Origin of the sequence: Emticicia agri, assembly GCF_004168285.1 — a bacterium.
In the GTDB taxonomy this organism is placed as follows: domain Bacteria; phylum Bacteroidota; class Bacteroidia; order Cytophagales; family Spirosomataceae; genus Emticicia; species Emticicia agri.
The window spans coordinates 59,650-73,340 of record NZ_SEWF01000030.1 but is presented as its reverse complement, the minus strand read 5'-3'; the positions used below and the strand labels follow the sequence as shown (position 1 = coordinate 73,340).

The window sequence follows — 13,691 nt, the reverse complement described above, 5'->3', positions numbered from 1 at the left end:
GGAGTCTCATCCTTCCTGTCCAAGCGTTGCAACGATACCTTCGCCAAGTAATAATACGTCCCCGAGGGTAACTCAACCCCACTGCTACTCCGTCCATCCCAACTCAAAATATTACTACTCCCACTCTGATACACCTTCAACCCATATCTATTGTATATCTCTATATCTATGTTCTGGATAAAAGCTGAACATGTCATCGGTGTAAAGGTATCATTCTTCCCATCTCCATTGGGTGTGAATACATTCGGTAACAACACCGTCGCACAGTTGTCTTTACAAATCGTCGCACTCGCACTGCTCTCAATGTTCAGACTATTCACCGCTGTGATGTAGTAACAACCGGCAAACCCATCTTGTACCGATCGGGTGTGGGTGAATGAAGTCTCCGGTGGTACCGGCTTGTCTATGGCTGCCAATAACTTCGGGGTGTCTTCCTTGTATCGGGCAAAGTAAATATTGTATCTGATAATATCACTCCGACACAACAAGCCTCCTGAACTCGCCGGGGTCTTCCAGCTTAATTTATTACTCAATGTGTTGGTCTCACAAATGGCCTCCCGGTCAAGATTCTCACAATTCAAATCATCAATGCTCAATTCCGGTGGACAGGGGGGGGTGTTGTCTATCGGACTCGAACACATCACCTGTGAAAAATTACGCAATGTCCCGAACTGGGGTAATCTGCCATAGGCGCCAAAGGTCTCTACCTTGTAACAATAATTGGTGTCCACCTGCATCTCTATGGTATTCACCCCATCGGCTGCATAGCGGTCTATCCCATCATCTAAATAGGTATAGGTGTTCACTGCCTGTACTGATACCTCGGCTATGATATGAAATACCCCAGGTCTTGCCTTGTCTTCTCTATAAACCAAGTGCCTGCGGTTGTCATTGCTCCAGGGTACATTGGCCTGCCAGTTTAACCGTACTCGTTGGGCATCTGAGGCTGCTGACAAACGCACACTGCTGGCTACCTGACTCTCGGCTAAAACTTTCTCGGTCTCATAAATAAAGGCTACTTTGTAGGTGTACCCATTGGCGGAGGTATTCAGGCTTTTGTCTACAAATATCGTATCGGCTGCGTTGTCGATGACTTTGCTGGGAATGGTAGCAATGAGTTGAAACACTCCTCCACTAATGCCTGTGGCTCTGTACAACTTATAGGCATAAGGTCCTTTGGTTTCGTTGGCGTCAAAGTTTAGTGGTTTAGTCCATTTCACGGTTATCTGTCCGGTGGCTGTGCTGGTTACATCTACACTTACATTGGTTATCACAGGGGCTTTCTGAGGTATCTCACTGCCAATACAGGCTTCGTTGGAAGGCACACTTGGAATAGACACAAAATCTGAGGTAGCCAGATTGGCTACGATGCTGTAACTGTAAATGACGCCACTCTGGGCTTTGGTATCTAAATAGAAGGTGTCTTTGGCTGATACTCTGGCTACTTCCACAAAGCCAAAGGAGGCAGGCAAACCTATCTGACAGTTGGCAGGAATGAAGTTGGAGCAGCCTTCTTTGCGATAGATGACGATTTCGGCATCTTCTTCAGGAATGTTGCAGTCGGGGTATTGTTGCCACCGAAGTTCAATCCCTCGTTCTGTGTTCCGAGCAGTCAAGGCCTTAGGACGGGGAGGAATGACTCGTATTCTGACTGTTTTAATATCTGTTAACTGCACTGCCGTTCGTCCGGGAAAGTCTTCTACCTTAAACAAAACATCGTAAGGTTGTTCTCTGACATGTTTACAGTTGGTTTCCCAGGTAAATGTACCCGAGGCAGGGCTATTCTGAGTAGTATTTAAAGGTGTAAAATTTGCCTCCTTGGGAAAAACAAAATCCACAAAACCCTCTGCATCACGGTTATATACACCACTATTAGTCGAAATTCTGATTTTATGATTATCAGGGTCACGGGCTGTTATCGAAAACTCTATTCGCTGACCTGCTTCTACGCAAATGGGCGATGGTGTAGTTAATAAAGGTCGTTTATTGGGCGTTTCTACCACAATAATCTGCATATCTCTGGTTATCTCCCCGATTTTCGTATATGTACCATTGATACCCTTTCGCCATTCTTCCACTATAAAGGCTACATTGACCTGATACTGGTTGACAGATAATCTGCCCGGGGCATCCCATATTAAATCACCCGTAATAGCATCTATCCTGAAAGAAGACGGACTCTGCCCATCTTCCGATACTCTTGCATCTCCTAACGTTGCCGGGTCTTTATAACCCGCCGCAAAACCACCTACCCCTGTGCCATCACCAAAATCTCGTTTAGGCGCTGTCAGACGGTACGACAAGCTATCTCCATCAGCATCAAATGCGCCCGGATTATGAATAAATTTTTTGCCTACTCCGGCTGTATCGACCGGGATATTCAACAAAACAGGGGTATTATTCAAACCTAAGGCGCCGTTTACCACAATGGTGGTTTCAACAAAGAAACTAATCTGGTCAGTCGGGCCTTGCAGGTTAACAGTATTGGCATTTCTGTTTGAGATACCACAGGTAATGGTATATCTGCCCTGTGCCGGAAAAGTAAAAGTAGTATCATAAACGTTGCACATAGTGCCTGAGTTAATCAGAAACTTCTTTTTACGTTTTACGTCATACAAAGGTACACCTGTAACACCAAATGAAAATTTCACAAAATTGGCTCCCTCATTGGCTTGCACACCATTAATCTGGTCGGTATAAGTAGTTAATGTAACACGATAAGTAAGTGTAGTTGACGAAATTCTTTTAGCAGTTATCTCACCTGCACGTAAGTGGGTGGCCTGAGTCCTTGTAGCAGCTAAAATAATGATAATAACACAAAATAAAGTAAACTTCAACGCTTTCATAAGCTCTTGATTAGGATTGTCTGTAAATATAAACGAAAAAAAAATTGATTCGTTGTATAGGATTTGTTAGTATTTTGAAACATTTCATAAAATAAAACCTTCTCTATTTTCTATATACAATTATTTAATAAAAAAGGGCATTATTTTTATTGATTCTAAATAGTTTGTGGCTTACTTTTGACGCGCAAAAGTAATTGTACTTTTCTAAGTATTTTTCTCTATAACTAAAATAGTCAAATTTTTAGTTTTCAAACTGGAATAAAGTATGTCTTGGCTTACAAAAACACTATCAAGCTCCATAGGAAAAAAAGTTCTGATGTCACTAACAGGACTTTTTCTTTGTACTTTTCTTGTAGTACACCTTTCGGGTAATTTACAACTTTTTTATAAAGACGGCGGATATGCGTTCAATACGTATGCGGTTTTTATGACATCGTTTCCTCTCATCAAGGTTATTTCTTATTTCAATTATTTTTTCATTCTGTTTCATGCTTTCTGGGGTTTATATCTCGAATACCAAAACCGCAAAGCCCGTTCGGTAAGATACGCCGTTGTCAGAAACTCTTCTTCGTGGTCAAGCCGAAATATGGCCATTTTAGGAACTGTTCTTTTGGTTTACATTGTTGTACACATGGGCGATTTTTGGTATAAATATCATAACGAACCCCTACCTTATGTACGATATACCGAAAATGTACAAACTGGCGTAAAGTTGGCTACAGAAATGCCGGCTAATTATACGCAAGATGTAAAAAAGATTGAGATAAGCGATTTTGAAACAGGAACACGTTTAATCATTGTAAAAGACTTATACAAAGAGGTCTCAAGAGTATTTCAGAATCCTGTGTTCGTTTTAATTTACATTTTGGGTATGTTTGCTTTAGGATTCCATTTATATCATGGTTTCCAGAGTGCCTTCCAGACTTTAGGCTGGAACCATCCTAAATATACTCCGCTTGTCAGGGGTATCAGTACCTGGATTTTTGCCATTCTGATTCCTATCGGTTTTGCGGCAATGCCAATCTTCTTTTATGTAAAACATTTAATGGGTAATTGATTCTCAGACTAACAGATATATAGATATGTCCAAAAAAATAGATGCCAAAATTCCCGAAGGTTCAATATCGGAGAAATGGACAAAATATCGTTCTACTGTACCATTGGTGAATCCTGCCAATAAACGCAGTATAGAAATAATAGTAGTAGGTACCGGATTAGCAGGTGCTGCAGCCGCAGCTACTTTAGCTGAAATGGGTTATAAAGTTAAAGCTTTTTGTTTTCAGGATTCACCTCGCCGGGCGCACTCTATTGCGGCACAGGGAGGTATTAATGCAGCCAAGAACTATCAGAATGACGGAGACTCGGTTTATCGTCTGTTTTATGATACTATTAAAGGGGGTGATTATCGTGCAAGAGAAGCAAACGTGCATCGTTTAGCTGAGGTATCTGGTAATATCATCGACCAATGTGTGGCACAGGGGGTTCCTTTTGCTCGTGAGTACGGTGGATTATTATCTAACCGCTCATTTGGTGGTACACAGGTACAACGTACTTTTTATGCTGCCGGACAAACCGGTCAGCAATTATTATTAGGAGCGTATTCAGGTTTAGAGCGTCAGATAGGTATTGGTACTGTAACCATGTATAGCCGCCATGAGATGTTGGAAGTAGTGGTGATTGATGGCAAAGCACGTGGTATCATTGCCCGTAACCTGATAACCGGAGAATTAGAACGTCATTTCGGACACGCAGTATTGTTGTGTACAGGTGGCTATGGTAACGTATTCTATCTATCAACCAATGCGATGGGTAGCAACGTAACAGCCGCATGGAAAGCACATAAACAAGGTGCCTATTTCGGAAACCCTTGCTTTACCCAGATTCACCCGACCTGTATTCCGGTATCGGGCGACCACCAGTCTAAACTGACGCTGATGTCTGAGTCATTGCGTAATGATGGTCGTATCTGGGTTCCTAAACAAAAAGATGATAAACGTGCTGCCAACGATATACCCGAAGAAGAAAGAGATTATTACTTAGAGCGTCGTTATCCGGCCTTTGGTAACCTTGTACCTCGTGATATTGCTTCACGTGCAGCTAAAGAGCGTTGCGATGCAGGTTATGGCGTAGGTACATCTAAAATGGCTGTTTACCTTGACTATGCCTCGGCTATTGAGCGTTATGGCAAAATCGAAGCCAATAAGAAAGGGATACATAATCCGTCGAGAGAGGAGATAATTGTGATGGGTAAAGCCGTAGTAAAAGAAAAGTATGGTAACCTGTTTGATATGTATAAACAGATTACAGGCGAAGACCCGTATGAAGTACCTATGCGTATTTATCCGGCAGTTCACTATACAATGGGCGGTCTTTGGGTAGATTATAACCTGATGACAAGCGTACCAGGCTTGTATGCTTTAGGTGAAGCCAATTTCTCAGATCACGGCGCTAACCGCCTCGGTGCATCGGCGCTGATGCAAGGGCTGGCAGATGGATATTTCGTGATTCCTTATACTATCGGCTCTTATCTATCAGGTGAAATCCGTACGAAAGCGATCCCTACTGACCATCCTGCCTTTGTTGAAGCAGAAAATTCGGTAAAAGAGCGTATCAATAAATTTTTAACTATCAAGGGCAAACAGTCTCCTGAATCATTCCATAAACGTCTCGGCAAAATTATGTGGGACAAATGTGGGATGGCACGTAACGAAAAAGGATTAAAAGAAGCGATTGAAGAGATTCGTGCTTTGAAAAAAGAATTCTGGTCTGATGTGCGTGTTATGGGAGATGCCGATGAGTTTAACCCTGAATTAGATAAAGCCGGACGTGTAGCTGACTTTATTGAATTAGGAGAACTCATGTGTATAGATGCGCTGAACAGAAACGAATCTTGTGGTGGACACTTCCGTGAAGAATACCAAACCGAAGAAGGTGAGGCAATGCGTGATGATGAAAACTATATGTATGTAGCCGCATGGGAATATGAAGGCGACAGCAAATGGTCTTTGAACAAAGAGCCTTTGGTGTACGAAAATATCAAAATTGCGCAACGTAGTTATAAATAAGAGATTATAAAAATATTTATTTTATGTCAGAAGGTAATATGAACCTCACACTAAAAGTGTGGAGACAAAAAAATGCAAAAGTAAATGGTAGCCTTGAAACCTACCAGGTAAATGGTATATCAGAAGATATGTCTTTTCTTGAAATGTTTGACGTGTTGAACGAACGCCTGGTTTCTGATGGGAAAGAACCTATTGCCTTTGATCATGATTGTCGTGAAGGTATCTGTGGTATGTGTTCTATGTATATTAATGGTCGTCCTCATGGTCCTTTAGAAGCAGTTACTACCTGTCAGTTACATATGCGTAGCTTTAAAGACGGAGATACCATTGTGGTTGAACCGTGGAGAGCAACGGCATTTCCGGTTATTAAAGACCTTGTAGTAGATAGAAGTGCGTTCGATCGCATCATTGCATCAGGTGGATACATTTCTGTCAATACAGGTAACGCACAAGATGGTAATGCTCTTCCAATTCCGAAAGAGGAGGCTGATAAAGCATTTGCAGCAGCGGCTTGTATCGGTTGTGGCGCTTGTGTAGCCGCTTGTAAAAATGCTTCGGCGATGCTTTTCGTTTCAGCAAAAGTTTCTCAGTTAGCCCTTCTCCCACAAGGCCAACCGGAGCGTGAAGAAAGAGCCATTAAAATGGTTGCACAAATGGATGCAGAAGGATTTGGTAACTGTACCAATACAGGGGCTTGTGCCATTGAATGTCCTAAAGAAATTTCTTTGGAGAATATTGCTCGTTTGAATCGTGAATATTTAGGTTCGAGTATTGCTTCGACCGTGGGATAAGACGCCCCCCCCCTAAAGGGGAGTTAAAGCACAGATTCGTCAATAATATATATGCGAACGCCTGTCATTTTTGGAATGACAGGCGTTTTTTTTATCCCAAAGCTATTATTGAAGCAAATCGTTTACTTGTATTTTGAAATCTTCCAAAACCGGAGAGGCAGAGCAAAAATCTTCGCCCATACAGATTTTTACATCTTTTACTGAGGTGTAAACCTCTACCATTGCTTCATCAGGAAGAATAAGCCATACTACCTGTACGCCATGCTCAAAGTATTCTTTTATTTTTTTCTTTACGTCATTTATCTGGTCGTGCATGGAAATAACTTCTATGCAAAACGTTGGTATGGCTTCTTCTTCACTGTCAATTTGTTCATTGCTAAAATATCCCATATCAGGCCTTCTTAGTTGTATGCCGGTTAACATTACATCCTGCTCACAAATTAATTCACCACCATTCTGATGGGCTTGCGTAGTTAAGAAAAGCCTGTTTAATTTTTTAATTAGTTTCAAATGTTTCTTTTTCATTCCCGAAAATCTAATTAACTCTCCGTCATTCCATTCGTACTTAAAGCCATCATTACTTTCCCAGTCCATAAACTCAGCAAGCGTACGAGGCAAATTAGTTGATTCTGTAGCTCTTGTCATAGCTTTACTTTTTACTAACCAAATATAAAAAAAACTACCTGATAATCCTATTTTAGTAATTATCTTTTCATAAGTCTCAATCTTCTACAAACCTCAGCCCTCAAGCAAAAACAACTCACTCGCCACTTTTATACCATTCACTCGCAGATTTTCGCTATTCACTTCTCAAAGTTTTGCAGTTCATTTAGTTTTTAATAATTTGTTATAAAAACCAGTCTACCGAAATGAATGCCATCCTAATTGAAGATGAAAAGATTGTCGCACGAGAGTTGTGTATAAAAATTGCGAAGACAAATCCGGAGGTGAAAATTTTAGACATATTGCAGAGTGTCAAAACTGCTGTTAATTGGTTTACAGCAAATGCCGAACCTGATGTGGTTTTTGCAGATATTCAATTGGCCGATGGGGTAAGTTTTGAGATTTTCGAGAAATTCAAACTCAGCTGCCCTATTATTTTCATTACTTCGTATAACGAATTTGCCATTCGTGCTTTTAAAGTCAATGGCATTGACTATCTGCTGAAACCCGTTGAGCTTACTGATTTGCAACATGCCATTGAAAAGGCCAAGAGCATCAATCAAAAGCAAACAAAAAATCCACTTGATTTGAATAAACTGATGGAAATGCTGCAAACGGGTACCGTGTCAAAACCTCTATATAAAGAGCATTTTCTGTGTAACCACCGGAATGCCTGGATATTGGTAAAAACCAAAGACATTGCCTATTTCAACTACGAGATGGTGGTGCATATTGTTACAAAGACCAATGAAAAGTTCAGCCTCGATGATACCATGGAAGAAATTGAAGCAACGCTCGACCCCGATGTTTTTTACAGGGTTAACCGGCAATATATTGTCAATATCGACATCATTCAGAAGGTATGGGGCTTAGAAAACCTGAAACTAATGGTAAAATTAAAAGAACCACATCAGGCCACAGAAATTGACATTAGTCGCCAGAAAGCACCTCTTTTTAAGAAATGGTTAGAGAAATAAATAAGGTATAATGTATCGGGTATCTCATATGATTCATGAAAAATGTAGTAGTAATAGAAAACTCCAATCTATCCTTATTTGCATAGGCTTTTTACTGCTTTTTATAAACACAATCCCTGCAACTTTTGCTCAAAGGCTCCCTTTTGCTTTCAACCAAATCAGAATAGCTGATAATAGCCTTGAAAACAGAATCTACTGCATGCTGAAAGACCGCAGCGGCTACCTATGGTTGGGTACGGCAAGCGGTCTGAAACGCTATGATTCTGAATTGACCATTACGCTAAAACATAAGATAAATGATGAGCATTCATTAGTCAATAACAATGTGACCGCCTTGTGTGAAGATAAACAGGGAAGAATATGGGTAGGAACAAGCGAAGGAATCTGCTATTTCGATAAGCAAAAGAATCATTTTATCATAATCAAAGAACTGAACAAACCCGATTATGTATGTTTTAATATTATCTGTGATGCTAAAGGTGATATCTGGTTTTCGATACGTGACCGCGGCTTATTCAAATTTGATTCACAGACCAATCAACTACAAAATTTCAGTCATAGTGAATCCAATCACAAAACCATAAGTTCTAACCGAATCATTCAGAATGGGTTGATTGAAGACCCTGATAAAAAAGGGCTCTGGATTATCTGTAATAATGAATACAGTTTAAACTATTTCGACTTTTCAAGTCAGAAAATATTTAATCGTGGTCATAATCCCGCCCGGATACCTGTTTTTGAAACACAATCTCCCTCCGCATTAGCGCTCAATCAAAACAAACTCGTATTTGCCGATAACACTTCCAAAGATATTGTCTGGTATGATACACAAAGCTGCAAAATAGTAAAAAGATTCAAACCTGAAGGCAATTGGTCTTTCCTGTTTGAGGTCGCAAATCTATTTTTTGATGTAAACCAGAACCTCTGGTTGAGTTCATTCAATAACCGGATGGCTTATATTGACATGAAAAAAAATCAGATTGCTGAAATCAAATACGAAAAAGGGAATAACAATTCCATTACCGCTAATCAGTTTTTTGATGTAGTGCAGGAAAAAAACGGAACAATATGGTTTGCTACTCTGAATGGTGTTTCAACCATCAATGGTACATCAGCACTTTATCCGAATAAAGCAATCTTTGATGTTTTTGATTTTTCGAATACTTTTTTCAAAAACAATGAGAAAAATGGATTCATGAATATGATAGAAGAACCAAGCGACAGTTCCTGGTGGATGGCAACCAGTGATAATCGCCTGATTAAGTATCAACCTGAAACAAATCAGTCTGTAATCTATCCGATTCCGCTAAATCCGAAATATGATAAAGGCGGCGACCTACCCGTTTTCGTTCAGGACTATCAACAAAAACTGATAATCGTTAAACTCTATGAAATTTTACTGTTTGGAAAAGAAACTAAAAAATTTGAGCGATTAAAAATTCCTGCCTATACTTCAATCGGAACCAAATACTCCATTGCTCATACCAGGATTATGGGCGATTCGCTATGGGTTTTTCTAAAGGGGGGAGGAATGGATAAAACATACAATTACCATCTGAAAACAAAAAACTGGAAAATGTATCCGATTATATTCAGGAAAGGAACTGAATTGAAAGATGAAAAGAAACACCTCGCTCCTACCTTTTCTTTATATAGCATAAGCAGTGAATTCTGGCTTACCATTCATTCAGGTGGACTGGCAAAATTCTCAAAGGAAAAACAAGCTTTTGAAGTTATCCAAACCAGACAAGATATAGATTTTACAAAAGTTGGTTACTCAGGCTTTGTAGAAGATAAAAACGGGAAATTCTGGATAGGCAGTTATGATTTAATCAGATTCGACCCTAAAACGTATGATTTCCAATCGGTTTTGGATATGGATTTAATCGAGAGCCTGACAATCGATGAGAACGATAATCTCTGTATGGCTTTCCTGGATAATATTATGTATTTCAATGAAAAGACTAAAGAGAAATTAACCTTTAATTTTCAGACCAACGATTTGTTTTCTGTATGGGGAAGCCGGTTGATTCCGCTTAAAAATGAAAAGATAGTAGCGACCTATAAGCAAATGGCTGTTTTGCTCAATTTTAAAGGCCTGAAACTGCCTTCTTTCAAAGACCAGTTGTATTTCAACTGTATTTCAACGGCCGACACAGCTATTGTAATTCATAAAACTGATTCCCGCATCCATTTTAACGCTAAGCAAAATTCGTTTTCTGTTTATTTCGGTATCCTGACTCCTCCACACGATAAGATGTATGAAATTTCTTACCAATTAGAGGGTTATGATAAGAATTGGGTAGTTGATAAAGAAGGTAAAAAAATGGCTGTTTACGGGCACCTCGACGGTGGTGATTATCTATTTAAGGTAAGAGCCAAAGACATAAATCAGAATGAGTTACCGATTCAGACACTAAAGATTCATATTGAAACGCTTTTTTACAGAACTCTCTGGTTTAAAGTACTCTGCTTTTTTGTCGGTATTCTGATAATTATTGCTTTTTTCCTTTACCGGACCAATCAACGCAAGAAAATTCATCATTTACAGATTCAGTCAACCAAGTTGGAAAAAGATAAAACCGAAATTCAATATCAGAACCTGATTAACCACCTGAACCCTCACTTTTTATTTAATAGCCTTACCTCACTAAACGGCTTTATTTTGTCAGAACCTGATGTGGCGTCCGATTTTCTGCAGAAACTATCGTCAATCTATCGGTATATTTTACAGAATAAAGACAATGAAACAGTCAGTCTTGGTCAGGAATTAGCTTTTGTAAAAAACTATGTTAATCTTCAGAAATCGCGTTTTGAAGAAGGTTTACAGGTCAATTTCAGGATTGATGATATATATTTACTAAACAGGATTGTACCTGTAACCCTCCAGAACCTTTTTGAGAATGCCATTAAACACAATACCATTGAGGAAGATAAACCCTTGGTGATTGATGTTTTTATTGAAGACGAACAACTGATAGTAAAGAATAATCTACAGAAAAAGAAGTTCGTAGAAACATCAAATAAACAAGGGCTCAACAGCCTGAAAAAACTTTATAAATACTTAAGTGCCAAACCTTTAGAAACCATTGAAACGGAAGCTGAATTTATAGTAAAAGTGCCGTTGTTGGGTTAGGTTTTATTTTATTTTCAGGACTTTGTAAAAACTTGTTATTGGCCAATAGCAATTAATGAAAACGATTGATTGGAAAATGTAACGCCAGCTCCTGTAGTGTTACAAATCCTGATTACACCGCCATTGATAGTGACATTCATAACGCTTTTAATAAGGTTTGCACCTGACGGATTACCTGAAAGGTTTTGTCCGAGAAAGACCGCCGGAACACTTGTAAAAGAAGAGGGTGGAATGGTAAAATTTAAAACCATGCATGTATTACTTTCCACTAAATTAGTGCTTGATGTAGTGGCAGAATTAATAGTGCGTATCACTAATTGGCTGGCATTAGTATTTGATAATATCCCTTTTTCTTCTATAACTAAACCACTTGCATAAGCAACATTACCTTGCACTTTCAATTTGTTCATATTGGGGAAATCACCGATACCAATATTTCCTCCATAATTGATAGTCATTTTAGATTGCCCATTTTCTTGAAATTCAAATCTATCGTTTATGTCAGAATTGCGTATTCTCCAACTTTTAGCATCTGTATTTACGAACATAATTTCTCTATTTTTTAATTCAAGTTTTTCTGTAGGGGTGGTTGAGTTGATTCCGATATTTCCTTCTACTATTAATGTTTGAACTCTTGCATCTGTCAGAACTTCTAAATCGTGCGTTGGATTAAAAACCCCAATACCTACTTTCCCCAAATGATAAGTATTGGAAGCATTTGCTTTCCATTTTTCGATGGGTTGCTTGTAACCATCTGCGCGATAACAATAGCAAAAAATATTCAAATCCGGCCTAAGGAAAATTTTACCATTGTCAGATTCCGTGCAAACATCTGTCAGGCTTATAGGAGTATTTGTTTTAAATACCTCCGGGTGAATGATACTTGATTGAGAAAGTATTCTTGTTGAGAAAAGTAAGAAAATGAGAAGTAATAAGGTTGTTTTCATTATTTGCTGAAGGTTTTCGATTCAAAATATTACTTTAACTACTATATAAACTATAGGTAAGTAGTTTGAAAATGAATGTTCCGTTTATGATATTGTGCAGGAAAATCCGGTTGTTATTATTGACCTACACACATGATGTTAAAAACTGAATTACTTAGTGTAACATTACTTGCTGTGTTATTGCAAAAGCGTACCATAAAAGAAGTAGTAGAAACCGATTGAACATTGGCAACTAATTTACCAAAATCGCCTGTGCCTAAAACCAGATTTCCCACCTGAATAGTAGGTGCAGCCGTAAAGCCTGCAGAAGTTATATTCTGTGGTGATGATGTGGCACAACCATTAGCAAGAACCGTAAATGTTGTCCCAAGACTTACTTGAACGATATGAGTTTTTAAGGAGGTGGCAGATGTAGTTCTGACAATACCCTTTCCCCCATTAACTGTAAGATTCCCTGAAAAACTACCTGTTCCATCTACTGATAATGTGGCAGTAGGAATGGCCGAACCAACACCAATATTTCCACCATTCGCGAAAATCATTCTTGCTACTCCGTCTTCCTTTAATGAAAGGATATTTTCATCGTCATTATAATCAAATTTCCAGGTTTTTGCATCGGCAGTGCTTGTAATGGCAATGGCACCATCACCGATATTCAACCCGGAAGAGGCAGATGTAGTACCAATTGAAATTCCTAAGTTGGCAAAAAAACTATTTGACACTCTTGCTGTACCATTTACGTCTAATTTATATTGTGGCGTTGAAGTACCAATACCTACATTACCGGCTCCATAGTTTATCGAATTTGCAACTGCACCTGGATCCCAAATCGAAGAGGTTATTAGCCACTGTGTACCATTACAAACCATTAAGGTAGAAGTAACTGTATTATAATACATTTTACCCTTATCCTCAACCATACAAGCCGGAGGTTCTGCTAAGTTAGGAACAATAAAGCCATCAGGTAGCATGGTGCCTGATTGGGCAAAAACATTGCCTGATAAAAGAGTAGCAATCAATAAAATGAGTAGTTTTTTCATGGTATAAGGCGGTACGCCGCTACGTTGTTTTTAGATGATTTACACCTCAAAATTGTAGGCTCGTGGGCAAATAATAAAAACAAAGTCAATGAGTAGCAGGAAAATCCACCTGAATAGCAAAAAAGTGGATTGCGAGTTGCGATTGGGTTCAACGCAGAAGTTTAAACAGAAAGTAGATTAGATGTCTCAGTTGGAGAAATATCACCCATATTCAAGAGGGTTTTAC

At 39.1% G+C, this 13,691-nt stretch carries 9 protein-coding genes; 5 read left to right on the top strand and 4 right to left on the bottom strand.

Going from position 1 to position 13,691, the window contains the following annotated elements; translation table 11 throughout:
- Window positions 1-2,846 (bottom strand): T9SS type B sorting domain-containing protein (locus EWM59_RS18585; protein ID WP_130022755.1); only part of this gene is annotated, 2,846 nt, incomplete at its 3' end.
- A gap of 265 nt (window positions 2,847-3,111) precedes the next feature.
- On the opposite strand from EWM59_RS18585, the gene EWM59_RS18580 reads away from it, so the two are divergent.
- The 3 genes from EWM59_RS18580 to EWM59_RS18570 are packed head-to-tail and all read left to right on the top strand — an operon-like array spanning window position 3,112 to window position 6,702.
- A complete protein-coding gene (locus EWM59_RS18580) occupies window positions 3,112-3,903 on the top strand; it encodes a succinate dehydrogenase cytochrome b subunit (RefSeq protein ID WP_130022754.1) in 792 nt (263 codons plus the stop codon).
- A 25-nt stretch (window positions 3,904-3,928) separates the two neighbouring features.
- Entirely contained in the window at window positions 3,929-5,911 is a 1,983-nt protein-coding gene (locus EWM59_RS18575; protein WP_130022753.1) for a fumarate reductase/succinate dehydrogenase flavoprotein subunit, read from the top strand.
- 38 nt (window positions 5,912-5,949) lie between these two features.
- Window positions 5,950-6,702 (top strand): succinate dehydrogenase/fumarate reductase iron-sulfur subunit, encoded by a 753-nt coding sequence (locus tag EWM59_RS18570; RefSeq protein ID WP_207220021.1) that lies wholly within the window; start codon window positions 5,950-5,952, stop codon window positions 6,700-6,702.
- A gap of 105 nt (window positions 6,703-6,807) precedes the next feature.
- Here EWM59_RS18570 and EWM59_RS18565 read toward each other — a convergent pair whose 3' ends face one another.
- A complete protein-coding gene (locus tag EWM59_RS18565) occupies window positions 6,808-7,347 on the bottom strand; it encodes a Uma2 family endonuclease (RefSeq protein ID WP_130022751.1) in 540 nt (179 codons plus the stop codon).
- Between the two features lie 224 nt (window positions 7,348-7,571).
- Here EWM59_RS18565 and EWM59_RS18560 point away from each other — a divergent pair, with 224 nt between their 5' ends.
- Window positions 7,572-8,342: a LytR/AlgR family response regulator transcription factor gene (locus EWM59_RS18560; protein WP_130022750.1), complete on the top strand. Its 771-nt coding sequence runs from the start codon at window positions 7,572-7,574 to the stop codon at window positions 8,340-8,342.
- 10 nt (window positions 8,343-8,352) lie between these two features.
- A complete protein-coding gene (locus EWM59_RS18555; RefSeq protein WP_130022749.1) occupies window positions 8,353-11,478 on the top strand; it encodes a sensor histidine kinase in 3,126 nt (1,041 codons plus the stop codon).
- 35 nt (window positions 11,479-11,513) lie between these two features.
- Here the strand turns inward: EWM59_RS18555 and EWM59_RS18550 are convergent, their stop codons facing one another.
- Window positions 11,514-12,425 carry a hypothetical protein gene (locus EWM59_RS18550; RefSeq protein ID WP_130022748.1) on the bottom strand — a complete coding sequence of 304 codons (912 nt, stop codon included), beginning with the start codon at window positions 12,423-12,425 and terminating at the stop codon, window positions 11,514-11,516.
- A gap of 116 nt (window positions 12,426-12,541) precedes the next feature.
- Window positions 12,542-13,465: a hypothetical protein gene (locus EWM59_RS18545; protein WP_130022747.1), complete on the bottom strand. Its 924-nt coding sequence runs from the start codon at window positions 13,463-13,465 to the stop codon at window positions 12,542-12,544.
- Between the last annotated feature and the right edge of the window lie 226 nt (window positions 13,466-13,691).